Genomic DNA, 16,384 nt, shown 5'->3' with positions numbered 1-16,384 from the left:
TACCACGCCCAGACGGCACCGCTGATCGCCCACTACGGGGCCCTCGGCGTGCTCGAGAAGATCGACGCGATGGGTAACATCGACGAAATCGCCTCGGGTCTAGGGTCGATCGTGGAGCGCGTATCGGCTTAATTTGGGGGAAGGGACGGGCCTGCTCTGGGCCCGTTTCGGAGGAATAAAAACAGGGAGTTACGCTTATGGCGGACAAATCTTCGTCCAATGCCTACTGGAGAGCGAATATCCGGACCATCCAGCTGTATCTGGTGATCTGGTTCGTCAGCTCGTTCGGTCTTGGCATCCTTCTGCGCCCGATGCTTTCGGGCATCGGTGTTGGTGGTACTGATCTGGGCTTCTGGTTCGCCCAGCAGGGTTCGATCATCGTCTTCTTGATCCTGATTTTTGCTTATGCCGCGCGCATGAACAAACTGGATAAAGAACACGGCGTGGAAGAATAAGGGAGAGCAGGGACAATGGATCAGTTTACCCTCAACCTTCTCGTGGTGGGTGCGACCTTCGCGCTTTACTTCGGGATCGCGATCTGGGCCCGTGCCGGCTCGACCGCAGAATTCTACGCTGCCGGCGGCGGCGTTCACCCGGTTCTGAACGGTATGGCGACCGGCGCTGACTGGATGTCGGCCGCGTCGTTCATCTCGATGGCTGGTATCATCGCTTTCGGTGGCTACGACACCTCGGCCTACCTGATGGGCTGGACCGGTGGCTACGTGCTTCTGGCGATGCTGCTTGCGCCTTACCTGCGCAAGTTCGGCAAGTTCACCGTGCCGGAATTCATCGGTGATCGCTTCTACTCGGGTACCGCGCGCGTTATCGCCGTTATATGCCTTCTGATCGCCTCGATTACCTACGTTATCGGCCAGATGTCGGGCGTTGGCGTTGCGTTCTCGCGCTTCCTCGAAGTCGAGGCCTCGACCGGTCTCTACATCGGTGCGGCCGTCGTGTTCGCCTATGCCGTTCTTGGCGGCATGAAGGGCATCACCTACACGCAGGTTGCCCAGTACGTCGTTCTGATCATCGCCTACACCATCCCGGCGGTGTTCATCTCGCTCAACCTGACCGGTAACCCGATCCCGGCTCTGGGCCTCTTCTCGGAAGCCAAGACCTCGGGCCAGCCGCTGCTGACGACGCTGGAAGGCCTCGTGACCGACCTTGGCTTCAAGTCCTATCTGAACCAGTCGGACACCACGCTGAACATGTTCCTGTTCACCGTGTCGCTGATGATCGGTACCGCAGGTCTGCCGCACGTTATCGTGCGCTTCTTTACCGTGCCGAAAGTGTCGGACGCCCGTTCGTCGGCTGGCTGGGCGCTGGTCTTCATCGCGCTGCTCTACCTGACGGCTCCGGCTGTTGCGGCCATGGCGCGTATGAACCTGATCAACACCGTGTACCCGGAAGGCGTGCAGGCGGCTCCGCTGTCCTATGAAGCCCGTCCCGACTGGGTCAAGAACTGGGAGAAGACCGGTCTTCTCAAGTTCGAAGACAAGAACGGTGATGGCCTGATCAACTACGTCGGTGCGAAAGACGCCAACGAACTGACCGTGAACAACGACATCATGGTGCTTGCGAACCCCGAAATCGCGCAGCTTCCGGGCTGGGTGATCGCGCTGGTCGCCGCCGGTGGTCTGGCTGCCGCTCTGTCGACGGCTGCTGGTCTGCTGATGGCAATCTCGTCGGCTGTGTCGCACGACCTGATCAAAGGTCAGATCAACCCGGGCATCTCGGAAAAAGGCGAGCTTCTGGCCGCCCGTATCTCGATGGCCGTGGCGATCGTCGTGGCGACCTACCTGGGTCTGAACCCGCCCGGCTTCGCGGCGCAAACCGTGGCTCTGGCCTTCGGTCTGGCAGCTTCGTCGATCTTCCCGGCGCTGATGATGGGCATCTTCTCGAAGCGCATCAACTCGAAGGGTGCGGTCGCGGGTATGCTCGCCGGTCTGCTGAGCACCATTGTGTACATCTTCCTGCACAAGGGCTGGTTCTTCCTGGCCGACACCGCCTCGTTCTCGGATAGCGATCCGCTGTTCCTCTCGATCAAGTCGACCTCGTTCGGCGCGATCGGTGCAGCGATCAACTTCGCCGTCGCCTACTTCGTGTCGAATGCGAGCGACGAAGTTCCGGCCGACGTCCAGGAGCTGGTCGAGTCGATCCGCATCCCGAAAGGCGCTGGCGCGGCCACCGGCCACTAAGCGCTTGGGCTTGGGTGGCGCTATGGCGCCACCCCACAAGATCCGGGTCGCCCGACAGGGCGGCCCTCCTTCTCCGGAGAAAGTCATCATGGGCGGCGCACAACAGGCCATCATCGCGTTTCTCGAGAGCGTCCATCCCTATGATAACCTGCCGCGGGACGAGTTGGTGCGCGTCGCCAGTTCCTTCAGCCGCAGGGAAGTTCCCGCTGGAACGGAAATCTACCGCAAGGACGATCAGCTTGAGGGCCTCTACCTGATCAAGTCGGGCGGCGTGGAGATCACCGAGGAGAACGGTGCCCTCGTGTCGATCCTGGGGCCGCGCAACTCTTTCGGCGAGCGTGGTCTGATGCGCGAGGGCATTGCCGTGACCAGCGCGAAGGCGACCGAGCAATCCGTGCTCCTGATGCTTCCAGAAGCCGAGTTCGTGCGCCTAAGCGAAGAGTTCCCGCCGTTCAGGCGCTTCTTCAACCGCACCCGTGGGCGCGAGACGCGTCAGGCTGATATCGCGACCATGAAGATCGCCGATCTGCTGTCGCGCAAGCCGATGAGCTGCGCGCCCGATGCCACGGTGCGCGAAGCGGCGCAGATCATGCGCGACGCCCATGTCTCCTCGCTCGGGGTGACCGAGGGCGAGAAGCTGCGCGGCATCGTCACGGTGCGCGATCTGTCGAACAAGGTGCTCGCGGGTGGGCTTAGCCCCGATCTGCCGGTGCGCGAGGTCATGACGCCAGATCCGATCTCGCTGCCGCTTAGCGCGCTTGGCTCGGACATCCTGCACATCATGCTTGAACGCCGCATCGGCCATCTGCCGATCGTCGAAGGCGGTCGCTTTGCCGGGATGATTACCCAGACCGACCTGACGCGCTTTCAGGCGGTCAGCTCGGCCGTGCTGATCCGCGATGTGGCCTCGGCGGACAGTATCGAGGAGATGGCTGGGGTTACCGCACGCATCCCGCAGCTGCTTGTGCAACTGGTCGGGGGGCATCACAGCCACGAGGTAGTCACCCGCCTGATCACCGATATCGCCGATGCGGTCACACGCCGCTTGCTGGCCATGGCCGAGGCCGAGCTTGGCCCGGCGCCCGTGCATTATTTGTGGCTGGCCTGCGGCAGCCAGGGTCGGCAAGAGCAGACCGGCGTCAGCGATCAGGACAACTGCCTGATCATTGACGACGCTGCCACGCCCGAGGACATGGTTTACTTCCATAAGCTCGCGAAGATCGTGTCGGACGGTCTGCACGCCTGCGGCTACGTCTATTGTCCCGGCGACATGATGGCGACGGCCGATCGCTGGTGCCAGCCCGCGCGGGTCTGGCGCGACTATTTCCACGGTTGGATCAACAAGCCCAATCCCGAGGCGCAGATGCTGGCGTCGGTCATGTTCGACCTGCGTCCGATCGGGGGCAACGGCCCAAGCCTCTATCAGAACCTTCAGGAAGAGACGCTGGAGATCGCGGCGCGCAACTCGATCTTCGTGGCGCATATGATCTCGAACTCGCTCAAGCATACGCCGCCGCTTGGCCTGATCCGCGGCTTTGCCACGATCCGCTCGGGCGAGCATCGCAATCATATCGACATGAAGCACAATGGCGTGGTGCCGGTGACCGATCTGGGCCGCGTCTATGCGTTGCAGGGGCGGCTGACGGCGGCCAATACGCGGGCGCGTCTGCTTGGCGCCGAAGAGGCGGGGATCATCTCGGCCTCGGGGGCGCGCGACCTGATCGAGGCCTATGACCTGATCGCCACGATGCGGCTTGAAAACCAGTCGCATCTGATCAAGGCCGGGCGCAAGCCCGACAATTATCTGGCGCCCTCGGATCTGTCGGATTTCGAACGCTCGCATCTGCGCGACGCCTTTGTGGTGGTGCGCACGATGCAATCGGCCATCGGGCATGGCAAGGCAGCGGTGAGTTAAGGGGTTTCAATGGTCAACGATTTCATCACCATGCTGGCGGCGGCCTTCCTGGCCGTTGTGGTGGTCTTTGCGTCGCGCCATGCGCTGCGCAAGGTTTTCGGCGTGCAGCTGCCCAAATGGGCGATGCCTGCGACGGCCGGTCTGGCCATGCTGGGCGCGACGATCTGGAGCGAATATGCTTGGTATCCGCGCCTGCGCGCGGGTCTGCCCGAAAGCGTGACGATCCTGCGCACGGTCGAGGACAGCAAGCCCTGGCGCCCCTGGACCTACGTATTCCCGATGACGGTGCGGGCGATGGCGCTGGATAGCGACACGATCCGCCATCCGGCGCCCGGGATTGCACAAACCGAACTGTTGCTAATGCAGCGTTGGGCGCCGGTACAGGCGGTCAGCGTTGCCTATGACTGCGAAAACGCGGCACGCGCCGATCTTGTGGAGGGGGCGCAGATAAACCCGGATGGCACGCTGACGGGGGCCGAATGGTACCCGTTGGATGCCACCGATGAGGGACTGAAGGCCGCCTGTCTGGGAGGATGAACATGGCCGACGGTGGGAGGAAACATCGTGTCCTTATCGTGGAGGATGAGGACAATATCGCAATCGCGCTCGACTACCTGATGAGCCGCGAGGGGTTCGATCATGACCGCATCGCCACCGGTGCGGGCGCGATCGACCGGATCCGCGCAATGCATCCGGATCTGGTGCTTCTGGATGTCATGTTGCCCGAGGTTTCGGGCTATGAAATCTGCCAGGAAGTGCGGGCCGACAGTGGCCTTGCCGATGTGAAGATATTGATGATGACCGCGCGCGGCTCGGCCATGGAGCGTCGCAAGGGCCTGGCTCTTGGCGCAGACGGTTTCATAGCAAAGCCGTTCGAGCTCAAGGAGCTGCGCGACGAGGTGCATCGGCTTCTCGACGCGGGAGGGCAGGGATGAAGCTTGCCAGTCTCAGTCTTCGTCTGCGCGTGTTCTTGTTCTTTGCCGCGCTTGCGGCTGGGAATATCGGTGCGCTGATTGCCGGAATGGTGTTCGGGTTCGAGAAGCTGGGTGTGCCCGAGGCACTGGACGGATTCATCATCGGCGGCACTGTTGCGGGCTTCGTAATCCTGGGCTTGATCGCCGGGGTCTGGTTCCTTTTCGATGAAAACGTGGCCAAACCGATCGAGCGTCTGGCGGGCGGGATGCGCGCGCGCACCCATGCCGAAGTCGCCTCGGAACTTGACCAGTCGGCGGGCCGATACCTTGGCGATCTCGCTCCCGCGGCGGCTGCCGTCACTCAGCATCTGGCCGAGACCCGTTCGGCCCTCATCGAGTCGGTGCAGCGCGAAACCAACCGCCTGGCGCGCGAGAAAGAGCGGCTCGAGGCGCTGCTTTCGGACGTGCCGGTGGGCGTTCTCTTGTGCACACCCGATCACCAGCTGGTTTTCTACAACGGGCAGGCGGTGGACCTGCTGGGCGGTGGCCATGCTCCGGGCCTTGATCGGCGCGTGTTCGATTACCTGCATCAGGCGCCGGTCGCCCATGCCTATGCCCGTCTGATCGAGACTGACGACCCCGACGCCGCCTCGGACCTGCTGTGTTCCACGGTGGCTGACGGCAAGGTTCTGGCCGCGCGGATGCGGCTTTTGTCCGAGGGCGAGGATCGCCACATTACCTCGCGCCCCGGCTATGTGCTGACGCTGCGCGACGTCTCGGGCGACATGCGCGCCCATGCGCAACGCGAGCAGTTGATGGATGAGCTGTTCGACCGGATCCGCCGCCCCGCCGCAGCGCTGCAATCGCTGACCGGTGTGCTGACGGCCGATGACGGCCCGACCGGCCCTGCGCGCGACAAGGTGCGTTCCGCCGCGCGGACCGAGGCGCTGATGCTTGCCGACGCGATCCATACGCTCTTTGAGCGGCACGAGGCGAACCGCGCCGACTGGTGGCCGCTCGGGATGATCCGGGCCTCGGACCTTGGCGACGCGGTGCGTGCGCGGGTCGAGGCCGATCACGGCGAGATCGAAATCGAATCTGCCCCGCTGATGCTGCGCTGCGAGGGTTTCGAGATGGTTGCCCTTCTGGGAATGCTTGCATCGCGGCTCAAGGGACGTTCGGAATTCCGTCTTGAGATCTCGGAAGAGGAGGGCGGCGCCCTTATCGCACTGGAATGGCATGGCGCGCCCGTCCCGATCAGCGATCTTGAGCAATGGCTCGACGCGCCCCTTGAAGTGGGGATGGCCGATGTGACCGGGCGGCGGGTGCTGATTACCCACGCCAGCGAAATCTGGCCCGAACCAATGGCCGGTGGGCGCGGGCGCCTGTGTATCCCGCTGCGCGAGGCGCGCCGGGTGACTAAGCGCCCCAAGCCGATTCCGCGCGCTGTGGTTTACGATTTCGAACTCCTGGGCCAGGTGCGCGATGCCGAGGTCGCCGGCACGCCGCTGGAGCGGCTGACCTACGTTGTTTTCGACACGGAAACCACCGGCCTCCTACCGACCGAGGGCGACGAGATCGTGCAAATCGCCGCCGTGCGTATCGTGAACGGCCGCCGGGTCGAGACCGAGGTCTTCGACACGCTCGTGAACCCGCACCGCAGCATCCCGCCCGCTTCGACCGAGGTGCACGGGATCTCGGACGCGATGGTCGTCGATGCGCCCGATATCATCGAGGTCGGGCGGCGCTTCCACAAATTTGCCGAAGGGGCCGTGCTGATCGCGCATAACGCGCCTTTCGACATGGAGTTCCTGCGCCGCAAGGAACTGGCGATCGGGCAGCATTTCGACAACCCGATCCTGGACACGGTGCTGCTGTCGGCGGTGGTCTTTGGTCAGTCTGAGACGCATAGCCTTGATGCGTTGACCCACCGGCTGGGGATCACGATCCCCGAGGAGGCGCGTCACACCGCGATCGGTGACACGGTGGCGACGGCGGATGCCTTCCTCAAGCTGCTTCCGGCGTTGAAGGCGCGCGGGCTGAACACCTTTGGTGAGGTCGTGGCCGAGGTGCGCAAGCACGGGCGGTTGCTCAAGGACCTCAACGCCTGAGGTTCATAGAATATCCAGAACGGCTTCGGGCGGGCGCCCAAGGCGCGCGGCGCTGTCGGTCAGCACCAGAGGACGCTCGATCAGCTTGGGCTGCGCGGCCAGCGCGGCAAGGATGGTCGCGGTATCGGCATCGCGGGTCAGCGCCGCGGGGCGCTCGGCCTCTTTCCAGCGAACGAGCGATGCGGCGGGTTGGTCCAACAGGGCCAGTGCCTCAGCAAGTTCGGCAACGCTCGGCGGATCGGTGAGGTAAAGCCGCACCTCTGGCGCCAGTCCTCGCGCCTCCAGCAGCGCAAGCGTCTCGCGCGACTTGCTGCAGCGCGGGTTGTGCCAGATCGTCAGAGCCATTTGTCGCGCCCCGTGCCGACGGCCTGCGAGACCGAGCCGAACCCGTCGCGCGCCAACAGCGCATCGAGGCCGCGCGCGATCTCTGCGGCCAGCGAAAGCCCGCCATAGACCATCGCGGTGTAAAGCTGCACGGCCGAGGCACCTGCGCGGATCTTTTCATAGGCCTGTTCGGCATTACTGACCCCGCCAACCCCGATCAGCGGCAGCTTGCCCTGCGTCAGGCGCGACATCTGCGCTAGCACGCGAGTGGACTTTTCGAACAAGGGCTGCCCCGAAAGGCCGCCTTGCTGGCCGCGATCTGCACTTTTCAAACCTTCGCGCGAAAGCGTCGTATTCGTGGCGATCAGCCCGTCGATGCCCGAGCCAAGCGCTACCTCGGCTATCTCTTCCAGTTCCGCCGTGCTCAGATCTGGCGCGATCTTTAGGAAAACCGGGATGCGGCGCGACAGGCCGTTGCGCGTGTCGATCACCCCGGCCAGCAGCGCCGAGAGCGCCTCTTTGCCCTGAAGGTCGCGCAACTTCTCGGTGTTGGGCGAGCTGACATTGACCGTGGCGAAATCGATATGAGGCCCGGCATGGCGCAGGACGGTCGCGAAATCGGCCGCGCGGTCGGCACTGTCCTTGTTCGCGCCGAGGTTCAGGCCTACGGGGATACCGTCGGGCTTGGCGGCCAAACGGGTCGTGATCGGCTCCATCCCCTCGTTGTTGAAGCCAAAGCGGTTGATCGCCGCGCGATCCTCGGTCAGGCGCCACAGGCGCGGGCGCGGGTTGCCCTCTTGCGGGCGCGGGGTCGCGGCGCCGACCTCAAGGAACCCGAAGCCAGAGCGCATCAGCTGCGGCAGGGCCACGGCGTTCTTGTCAAAGCCCGCCGCCAACCCGATCGGGTTCAGCAGATCCATCCCCGCCAGTTGCGTCGCCAGACGCGGCGAAGAGATCGGGCCGGGAAGCGGCACAAGGCCCGCGCGCAGCGCGCGCAGCGACAGGCCATGGGCGGTCTCGGGGTCGAAGCGGTGCAACAGCGCCAGCCCGGTGCGTTCGATCATGTTCACAGCAAGCCCTCGGGGAAGATATGGCCGGTAGCGCCTAGTGGCAGGGAACGGTCCCAGGCCACCTCGGTCAGTTCCAGCGGACGGTAAAGATGCGGAAACAGCGCCCCGCCGCGCGAGGGTTCCCATTTCAGATCGGCGCCAAGCCCCTCGGCGTGAACGGCCACCAGCACCAGATCGCTTTCGGTCGCGAAATGCTTGGCAGCGGTTTCGGCCACCTGCGACGCGGTCGAGAAATGGATGAAGCCATCGGCCAGATCGACCGGGGCGCCAAGGGTGCGGCCCGCGTCGCGGAACGCATTCCATTCAGGGCGGCGAAAGATCTTGTAAATCAGCATGGCAACCAAATGCCCTGTGCCCGGAAAATGGTCAATCCCGGCAATGCACCGATATGCCGCCAAGTCATCGCCCTGTTACGCGTGCCCGCTAGCCAAAGTGCATGCGCAACCTTTGACAGCGCGAGAAACTGACCTCACAGTAAAAACTGTCTGACAAAACCGGAGGGTTCGATGCAAACTCGTTTCCTGGCCTCAGCCGCAGCGCTCGCGCTGTCGGCGGGCACGGCCTCGGCCGATTACACGCTGCATGTGCTGCATATCAACGACATGCACAGCCGCATTGAAGAGATTAACAAATACGACTCCACCTGTTCGGCCGAGGACTCGGCCGAGGGTAAGTGCTTTGGCGGCGTTGCACGCGTGGCCACCAAGATCAACGAATTGCGCAATGCGATCAAAGCCGAGGGCGGCAACGTGATCGTGCTGGACGCGGGCGACCAGTTCCAGGGCTCGCTGTTCTACACGACCTACAAGGGCGCCGACACGGCCGAGTTCATGAACAAGATCGGCTTCGACGCGATGGCCGTGGGCAACCACGAATTCGACGACGGCCCCGAGGGGCTGGTCGGCTTCCTCGACGCGATTTCTTTCCCGATGGTGTCGGGCAATCTCGACCTGAGCCAGTCGAACGTGCTTAACGGCAAGATCAGCAACGCGATCGTGCTTGAGGTCGGCGGCGAGAAGGTCGGCATCGTCTCGGCGCTGGCGACCGATACGGTCGAGACCTCGTCGCCCGGTCCGGCGGTGATTTTCCAGGACGAGGCCGAAAGCCTGAAGGCCGATGTGGCCGCGCTGGAGGCCGAGGGCGTCAACAAGATCATCGCGCTGACCCATGTGGGCTTCGTCAAGGACAAGGCGCTTGGCGAGGCGGTTGCCGGGGTCGATGCGGTTGTTGGCGGCCACTCGCACACCAAGTTCTCGAACACCGAGGAAGGGGCCGAGAAATACCCGACGATGGCGGGCGCGGTGCCGGTCGTCTCGGCCTATGCCTATTCGAAATACGTCGGCCATCTTGTGCTGACCTTCGACGACGCCGGTGTGCTCAAGGATGCCTCGGGCGATACCGTTTTGCTTGATGCGTCGGTCACCCCCGATGCCGAGATCGCCGCGCGCGTTGCCGAACTTGCCAAGCCGCTTGAAGAGGTGCGCGCCAAGGTCGTGGCCGAGACCACCGCCGAGGTGGATGGCTCGCGCGACACTTGCCGGCAGATGGAATGCGCCATGGGGAACCTTGTGGCAGATGCGATGCTCGACCGCGTGAAAGGCCAGGGTGTGACCATCGCCATCCAGAACGGCGGCGGTCTGCGCGCTTCGATCGACGCGGGTCCGGTGACCATGGGCGAGGTTCTGACGGTGCTGCCGTTCCAGAACACGCTCTCGACGTTCGAGGCGAAGGGCTCGACCATCGTTGCGGCGCTGGAGAACGGCGCGAGCCAGCTTGAGGAAGGCGCGGGCCGTTTCACCCAAGTTGCGGGCCTGAAATACACGCTCGACCCGGCGCAACCGGCGGGCAGCCGGATTTCCGAGGTCATGGTGATGGACGCGGGTAGCTGGATGCCGATCGATCCGGCGAAGGTCTATGGCGTGGTGACCAACAACTACGTTCGTCAGGGCGGCGACGGTTACAAGATGTTCGATGCCGAGGGCATGAACGCCTATGACTATGGCCCCGACCTTGCCGATGTGACGGCGGAGTATCTGGCCAAGGTTGGCCCCTATAACCCGGCGCTCGATGGGCGGATTACCCGCAAGTAAGCGGCCGAAAATGCCAATGTAGCGGGGGCTTCGGCCCCCGCTTTTTCTTGCGCGCCCCGGCCACAAGCCTAGGATCGCTGCAGGAGGAGACGATGGACATCCAGACACCCCAGACCCTGTTGCTCGCAATGTTCGACGCCGCTGTCGCCGCCGCAGATCCGATGCGCGCCATCCCCGCGCTTCTGCCTCCACGCCCGGCCGGGCAGGTGGTCGTGGTCGGGGCGGGCAAGGCCTCGGCCCGGATGGCCGAGGCCGTCGAGGCGGTTTGGGGGCCCTGCGAGGGGCTGGTGATCACGCGCTACGGTTATGCGCGCCCGACGCAGGGCATCGAGATTGTCGAGGCCGCCCATCCGGTGCCCGACGTAGCCGGAGTCGCGGCCACGCGGCGGATGCTGACGCTGCTAGAAGGGCTGGGGCCGGACGATTTCGTTCTGGCGCTGATCTCGGGCGGCGGCTCGGCGCTGCTTTGTGCCCCGGCGGGTGATCTGACGCTGGCGGACAAGCAGGCGGTCAATGCCGCGCTGCTGGCCTCGGGCGCGCCCATCGACCAGATGAACACCCTGCGCAAGCATCTGAGTGCGGTGAAGGGCGGGCAACTGGCGGCAGCGGCCTATCCGGCGCGGATGCTCACCCTCATGATCTCGGACGTGCCGGGGGACGATCCGGCCTTCATCGCCTCGGGGCCGACAGTGGGCGATGCGCGTGGCATTGACGCGGCGCGCGCCATCGTTGCGCGTTACGGGATCGCCCTGCCACCGGCGGCTGAGGCGGTGCTGGCCCAGGGCGGGCGGGTTCTGGCGCCGGATGATCCGCGCCTGAGCCGTGCCGAGACCCGGATCGTCGCCGCCCCCGCGCAGTCCCTTGCCGCTGCGACCGAGGTCGCGCGGGCGGCCGGATGCGATGTGCGGATGTTGGGCGATGCGCTGGAGGGTGAGGCCCGCGATCTGGGCCGGTCGCAGGCCCGCATGGCGCGGGAATTGGCGACCTCGGGGCTGGAGCGGCCCTTGGTGCTGCTGTCTGGGGGCGAATGCACGGTGACTCGGGTTGCCGGCTCGGATGGCGTCGGCGGCCCGAATGCTGAACTCGCGCTTGCTGCCGCGCTGGAATTGCAGGGCGCTCCCGGTATCTACGCGATTGCCTGTGATACCGATGGCGTCGATGGCGCGGCCGAGGTTGCGGGGGCGCTCATCGGCCCCGATACTCTGGCGCAGGCCGAAGCCGAGGGGCTGGACGTGCAAGCCGCGCTGGCCCGTCAGGACAGCCACGGCTTCTTTGCCGAGGTAGGGGCGCAGGTGGTGACCGGCCCGACGCTGACCAATGTCAACGATTTCCGGGCCTTCCTGATCCTGCCTCAGACGCCGTAATAGTCGCGATACCAGGCGACGAATGCCTTCACCCCCTCAGGCACGCGGGTCTTGGGCGCGTAGTCAGTGAGGCGCTTGAGAAGGCTTGCATCGGCCCATGTGGCGGGCACGTCGCCTGCCTGCATCGGCATCAGGTTGCGGGTGGCGGCGCGGCCCGTGGCGGCCTCGATCGCGGCGATGAAATCGGTCAGCTGCACGGCGTCGGAGTTGCCGATGTTCACCACGCGCCAGGGCGCCATGGGCGAGAGGCTGTCGCCCTCGGGCACCTCTCCGTTATCAGGGCGGACGGGCGGCGTGTCGATCAGCAGGCGAATGCCCTCGACCAGATCCTCGACATAGGTGAAGTCGCGCTTCATGTCGCCGTAGTTGTACACGTCGATGGGCTCGCCGTTCAGGATCGCCTTGGTGAATTTGAAAAGCGCCATGTCCGGGCGGCCCCAGGGGCCGTAGACCGTGAAAAAGCGGAACATCGTCACCGGCAGGTTGAAGAGATGCGCATAGCTATGCGCCATGGCCTCGGTCGCCTTCTTGGTCGCTGCGTAGAACGACATCTGATGGTCGGCCTTGTCGGTCTCGCGGTAGGGCATCTCGGTATTGGCGCCAAAGACCGAAGAGGTGGAGGCGAGCAGCAGGTGCTGCGGCGGATAAGCGCGGGCGGCCTCGAGCAGTTCAAACGTGCCGGTGATGTTGCTGTCGAGATAGGAGCGCGGGTTCGCGATCGAGTAGCGCACGCCCGCCTGTGCGGCGAGGTGGATCACGATGTCGGGGCGCTCATCCGCCATCAGGCCCATCAGCAGGCCCGGCGTTTCCAGCCGGTCGTTCAACGCGCGGAAATTGGGGTTTTGCAGCAGCATGGACTGACGGCGCTCTTTCAGCGCGACGTCGTAATAGTCGGTCATCGCGTCGAGGCCGATCACGCGGAACCCGTCGGCGAGCAGGCGCTTGCAGGTGAAATATCCGATGAACCCGGCCGAGCCGGTGACAAGAGCGGTGCGTTGGGTGCTGGGCGTGGTCATCGGGTTTCCTGCGAGGCGGTTTGCCTCTGCATAGCCCGGCGGGGCGCTCAAGAAAACCGTTTCAGGTGATGACGGTGAAGGGGGTGGGCAGGTGGACCTCTTCGAGGTTCGGCGTCGTGCCGATCCGGTCGATCACGGCGAAGAGGCCGGGTTCTGCGAGCGGGGTCAGCACCCCGTGCCAGGTGCCGCGATGCAGGTTGATGCCCTGAGCGCCATTGGTCAGGAAAGCGCGCGGGGTGCCGGGTTGGCCGCCCGCGTCGGGCGCGACGATGACAAGGAAGGGATCGGCTGTCATCGGGATGAAGGCCTGGCTGCCCTCTGGGTGGCGTTCGAGCAGATCGCAGCGGTAGGGCAGGGCGCGCGGCACCGCCTTGAAGACCGAGATCCCGGGGCGCCCGCCGCTGTCGGCGCCGAAGTCAAGCCGTGCGCGGTCATGGAAGCGGCCGCAGAGGCCCGCGTTGATCAGCTTGTCGGGCTCGCCCGTAGCCTCGAGCACATCACCGAAGCGGGCGAAGGCTTCGGGTGTCAGGGGTTCGGCGTGAATTTGCATGGGCACTCCGGTTGGCAAGGCCGGGGGTTTCACACCCCCGGACCCCCGTGGGATATTTCGGCCACGTTGAAGGGATCAGCGCGCGAAGGGGCCGCGCAATTTGGCGTGGCGGTTGACGTCCTTGTAGAGCAGGTAGCGGAACGGGCCGGGGCCGGCGGCGTAGCAGGCCTGCGGGCAATAGGCGCGCAGCCACATGAAATCGCCTGCCTCGACTTCGACCCAGTCGGTGTTGAGCTTGTAGACCGCCTTGCCTTCGAGGACGTAGAGGCCATGCTCCATCACATGGGTTTCCTCGAACGGGATAAGACCGCCCGGCTGGAAGGTGACGATATTGACATGCATGTCGTGGCGCAGGTCGGTCGGATCGACGAAACGGGTGGTGGCCCACCGGCCCTGCGTGTCGGGCATGGCGATGGGGGCGATCTCACGCTCGTTCGTGACGAAGGCTTCGGGGGCGGGTAGGCCGTGGACGCGCTCGTAGAGTTTGCGCACCCAGTGGAAGCGCAGAGGGTGGTCGGCGCCGTTGCGCACATGCCAGGTGCAGCCGGGCGGGATATAGGCGTAGCCGCCCGCGGAAAGCTCGTATTCCTGCCCGTCGAGTGAGAGCCACATCTCGCCATCGGTGACGAAAAGAACGTGTTCGGCGCCCTCTTCGGCGTCGGGCGTGTCCGAGCCGCCGTCGGGACCGACCTCCATCACGTATTGGCTGAAGGTTTCGGAGAATCCGGTCATCGGGCGTGCAATCAGCCAGAGCCGCGTGTCGGTCCAGCCGGGCAGGTAGCTGGTGACGATGTCCGAAAAGCAGCCCTTCGGGATGAAGGCATAGGCCTCGGTGAAGATGGCGCGGCCGGTCATCAGGGCGGTTTGCGGGGGCAGGCCCCCGGGGGGGGTGTAATAGCCGGTCATGGCAGTTGATCCTTCAGGCGCAGGTAAGCGATCCGCTCGACCTGGGCGCAGGCGGTGGCGAATTCTTGCTCGGGGCTGTTGGCGCTGCGGGTCTCGAAGGCACGCAGGATGCCTCCCTTGTCATGGTCGCGCACGGCGATGATGAAGGGAAAGCCGAAGCGGGCGGTATAGGTGTCATTGAGGCGGGTGAAGGCCGTGCGTTCGTCATCTGTCAGCGCGTCGAGCCCGGCACTGGCCTGCTCCGAAGTGCTCTCGGCGGTCAGGCGTTTGGCCTGTGCGAGCTTGCCCGCAAGGTCGGGGTGGGCGCGCAGCACGCCCATGCGTTCATCGGGGCTCGCCGAGCGGAACATGCGGGCAAGGGCGTTGTGCAGACCGATCGCGCTGTCATGAGCGGGGCCGAGTTCGAGGTCAAAGGCGCGCTCGGCGATCCAAGGGCTGTGCTCGAAGATCGAGCCGTAGCGGCTGACGAAGGTGGTGCGGTCCATCTCGCTTGGGCGCTCGAAGTATACGGGCGGGTGAGTGGCGGCCCAATGCGCTGCGATCTGGCCGCGGGTGGCGAACCAGACGCCCTCATGCCCGCGCGCGTAGTCGAGGAAGCGCTTCAGGCCCGCGACCTTGCCGGGGCGCCCGATCAGGCGGTTGTGCAGCCCGACCGAGAACATCTTGGCCTGACCCGCAAGCCCCTCGGCGTAAAGCGTGTCGAAGGTGTCTTTGAGGTAGGTGAAGAACTGCTCGCCCTCGATATAGCCCGGCGCCGTGGCAAAGCGCATGTCATTGGCTTCGAGCGTATAGGGGATGACCAGTTGATCACGCCCGGCGATGCGGCGCCAGTAGGGCAGGTCGTCGTCATAAGTGTCGGAAATCCAGTCGAAAGCGCCCGTCTCGGCGGTCAGCCGCACCGTGTTGACCGAGCAGCGGCCGGTGTACCAGCCGCGCGGGGGGCTACCCACGACCTCGGTATGCAGGCGGATCGCCTCGTCGATCTGGCGGCGTTCCTCGTCTTCGGGCATGTCCTTGTGCTCGACCCATTTCAGGCCGTGGCTGGCGACCTCCCATCGCGCGGATTGCATCGCGGCGACCTGTTCGGGGTTCCGCGCAAGGGCGGTGGCGACGCCGTAGATCGTCACCGGGATATTGAGGCCCGTGAACAGGCGGTGGAGCCGCCAGAAGCCCGCGCGCGCACCGTATTCGTAGATCGACTCCATGTTCCAGTGGCGCTGACCCGGCCACATGGCCGCGCCCGCGATGTCGGACAGGAACGCCTCGGAGGCCGCATCGCCATGCAGGACGTTGTTTTCGCCGCCCTCTTCGTAGTTCAGCACCATCGAGATCGCGATGCGCGCCCCGCCCGGCCAGGCCGCGTCAGGGGGATTGGCGCCGTAGCCGCGCATATCTCGGGGGTAGCGGATCATTGGGGGCTCCGATCTTTTTACTTGCCGATCAAAGGCCGAAACTTTCGCGGGCGCAAGGGGTGCCTTGCGGGGCAGGCGGGGCGGGCGCATAGTCGCCCAAAAGGAGTGCGACATGGACGGATACCTGACGACGCATGTACTCGATACCGCCCGGGGCGTTCCGGCCGAGGGGCTGCGCATCGAGCTTTACGCCCATCGCTACGGCGGGCGCGAGATGATTGCCGAGGCGGTGACCAATGCCGATGGGCGCACCGATGGCCCGATTCTGCCCAAGGGAGCGTTCGCAGTGGGCGAATATGAGCTGGTTTTCCACGCGGGCGATTATCTGCGTGCGTCAGGGCAGGCGGGCATCGCGCCGCTGTTTCTCGACCTCGTGCCGATCCGCTTCGGGATCAGCGACGCGGGCGCGCATTACCATGTGCCGCTGTTACTGTCGCCCTACGGCTATTCCACCTATCGCGGCAGCTAAGTTGCGCCGTGCCCGGCAATTGGGCGCGATGGCGTGAAAGCGGGC

The 16,384-nt window shown here is 64.9% G+C and carries 16 protein-coding genes and 1 pseudogene; 10 read left to right on the top strand and 7 right to left on the bottom strand.

What is annotated here, in order from left to right:
* The 7 genes and pseudogenes from LZA78_RS15350 to LZA78_RS15320 all read left to right on the top strand — a co-directional run.
* Nucleotides 1–132 (top strand): annotated as a pseudogene (locus LZA78_RS15350) (adenylate kinase); the annotation flags it as partial.
* 65 nt (nt 133–197) lie between these two features.
* Nucleotides 198–455 carry a DUF4212 domain-containing protein gene (locus LZA78_RS15345; protein ID WP_233677799.1) on the top strand — a complete coding sequence of 86 codons (258 nt, stop codon included), beginning with the start codon at nt 198–200 and terminating at the stop codon, nt 453–455.
* A 15-nt stretch (nt 456–470) separates the two neighbouring features.
* Nucleotides 471–2,198 (top strand): sodium:solute symporter family protein, encoded by a 1,728-nt coding sequence (locus tag LZA78_RS15340; RefSeq protein ID WP_233677798.1) that lies wholly within the window; start codon nt 471–473, stop codon nt 2,196–2,198.
* Nucleotides 2,199–2,286: 88 nt separating this feature from the next.
* A complete protein-coding gene (locus tag LZA78_RS15335; RefSeq protein ID WP_233677797.1) occupies nt 2,287–4,113 on the top strand; it encodes a DUF294 nucleotidyltransferase-like domain-containing protein in 1,827 nt (608 codons plus the stop codon).
* 9 nt (nt 4,114–4,122) lie between these two features.
* Nucleotides 4,123–4,650 carry a hypothetical protein gene (locus LZA78_RS15330; RefSeq protein ID WP_233677796.1) on the top strand — a complete coding sequence of 176 codons (528 nt, stop codon included), beginning with the start codon at nt 4,123–4,125 and terminating at the stop codon, nt 4,648–4,650.
* 2 nt (nt 4,651–4,652) lie between these two features.
* Complete coding sequence (locus LZA78_RS15325) at nt 4,653–5,048, top strand: response regulator transcription factor (protein ID WP_233677795.1); 396 nt, start codon at nt 4,653–4,655, stop codon at nt 5,046–5,048.
* Nucleotides 5,045–7,138 carry a 3'-5' exonuclease gene (locus tag LZA78_RS15320; RefSeq protein ID WP_233677794.1) on the top strand — a complete coding sequence of 698 codons (2,094 nt, stop codon included), beginning with the start codon at nt 5,045–5,047 and terminating at the stop codon, nt 7,136–7,138. The genes LZA78_RS15325 and LZA78_RS15320 overlap by 4 nt, the downstream gene beginning before the upstream one ends.
* Before the next feature lie 3 nt (nt 7,139–7,141).
* Here LZA78_RS15320 and arsC read toward each other — a convergent pair whose 3' ends face one another.
* The 3 genes from arsC to LZA78_RS15305 are packed head-to-tail and all read right to left on the bottom strand — an operon-like array spanning nt 7,142 to nt 8,867.
* Nucleotides 7,142–7,483 (bottom strand): arsenate reductase (glutaredoxin), encoded by a 342-nt coding sequence (gene arsC, locus LZA78_RS15315; RefSeq protein WP_233677793.1) that lies wholly within the window; start codon nt 7,481–7,483, stop codon nt 7,142–7,144.
* Nucleotides 7,474–8,532, bottom strand: coding sequence for a quinone-dependent dihydroorotate dehydrogenase (locus LZA78_RS15310; protein WP_233677792.1), 1,059 nt, complete (start codon nt 8,530–8,532; stop codon nt 7,474–7,476). Before LZA78_RS15310 ends, arsC begins: the two co-directional genes overlap by 10 nt.
* Nucleotides 8,529–8,867, bottom strand: a complete 339-nt coding sequence (locus LZA78_RS15305) for a DUF952 domain-containing protein (RefSeq protein WP_233677791.1) — start codon at nt 8,865–8,867, stop codon at nt 8,529–8,531. Before LZA78_RS15305 ends, LZA78_RS15310 begins: the two co-directional genes overlap by 4 nt.
* 171 nt (nt 8,868–9,038) lie before the next feature.
* Between LZA78_RS15305 and LZA78_RS15300 the strand changes: the two genes are divergently transcribed.
* Together LZA78_RS15300 and LZA78_RS15295 are read left to right on the top strand one after the other, a co-directional pair.
* Nucleotides 9,039–10,622 (top strand): bifunctional metallophosphatase/5'-nucleotidase, encoded by a 1,584-nt coding sequence (locus tag LZA78_RS15300; protein ID WP_233677790.1) that lies wholly within the window; start codon nt 9,039–9,041, stop codon nt 10,620–10,622.
* 92 nt (nt 10,623–10,714) lie between these two features.
* A complete protein-coding gene (locus LZA78_RS15295; protein ID WP_233677789.1) occupies nt 10,715–11,986 on the top strand; it encodes a glycerate kinase type-2 family protein in 1,272 nt (423 codons plus the stop codon).
* On the opposite strand, the gene LZA78_RS15290 is transcribed toward LZA78_RS15295, so the two are convergent.
* The 4 genes from LZA78_RS15290 to puuE all read right to left on the bottom strand — a co-directional run bounded on the left by LZA78_RS15290 (nt 11,974) and on the right by puuE (nt 15,870).
* The gene (locus tag LZA78_RS15290; protein ID WP_233677788.1) at nt 11,974–13,002 is read right to left on the bottom strand and encodes an NAD-dependent epimerase/dehydratase family protein; all 1,029 of its coding nucleotides are present in this window, start codon (nt 13,000–13,002) and stop codon (nt 11,974–11,976) included. The two genes, LZA78_RS15295 and LZA78_RS15290, sit on opposite strands and share 13 nt — an antisense overlap.
* Before the next feature lie 61 nt (nt 13,003–13,063).
* A complete protein-coding gene (locus LZA78_RS15285) occupies nt 13,064–13,552 on the bottom strand; it encodes an ureidoglycolate lyase (protein WP_233677787.1) in 489 nt (162 codons plus the stop codon).
* Nucleotides 13,553–13,627: 75 nt separating this feature from the next.
* Entirely contained in the window at nt 13,628–14,458 is an 831-nt protein-coding gene (locus tag LZA78_RS15280; protein WP_233677786.1) for a bifunctional allantoicase/(S)-ureidoglycine aminohydrolase, read from the bottom strand.
* Nucleotides 14,455–15,870 (bottom strand): allantoinase PuuE, encoded by a 1,416-nt coding sequence (puuE, locus tag LZA78_RS15275; RefSeq protein WP_233677785.1) that lies wholly within the window; start codon nt 15,868–15,870, stop codon nt 14,455–14,457. The genes LZA78_RS15280 and puuE overlap by 4 nt, the downstream gene beginning before the upstream one ends.
* A 112-nt stretch (nt 15,871–15,982) precedes the next feature.
* Between puuE and uraH the strand changes: the two genes are divergently transcribed.
* Complete coding sequence (uraH, locus tag LZA78_RS15270) at nt 15,983–16,339, top strand: hydroxyisourate hydrolase (RefSeq protein ID WP_233677784.1); 357 nt, start codon at nt 15,983–15,985, stop codon at nt 16,337–16,339.
* Nucleotides 16,340–16,384 lie beyond the last annotated feature (45 nt).

It is taken from the genome of Rhodobacter flavimaris, from assembly GCF_021378075.1.
In the GTDB taxonomy this organism is placed as follows: domain Bacteria; phylum Pseudomonadota; class Alphaproteobacteria; order Rhodobacterales; family Rhodobacteraceae; genus Rhodobacter; species Rhodobacter flavimaris.
This window is presented reverse-complemented; position numbering and strand designations above follow the sequence as displayed.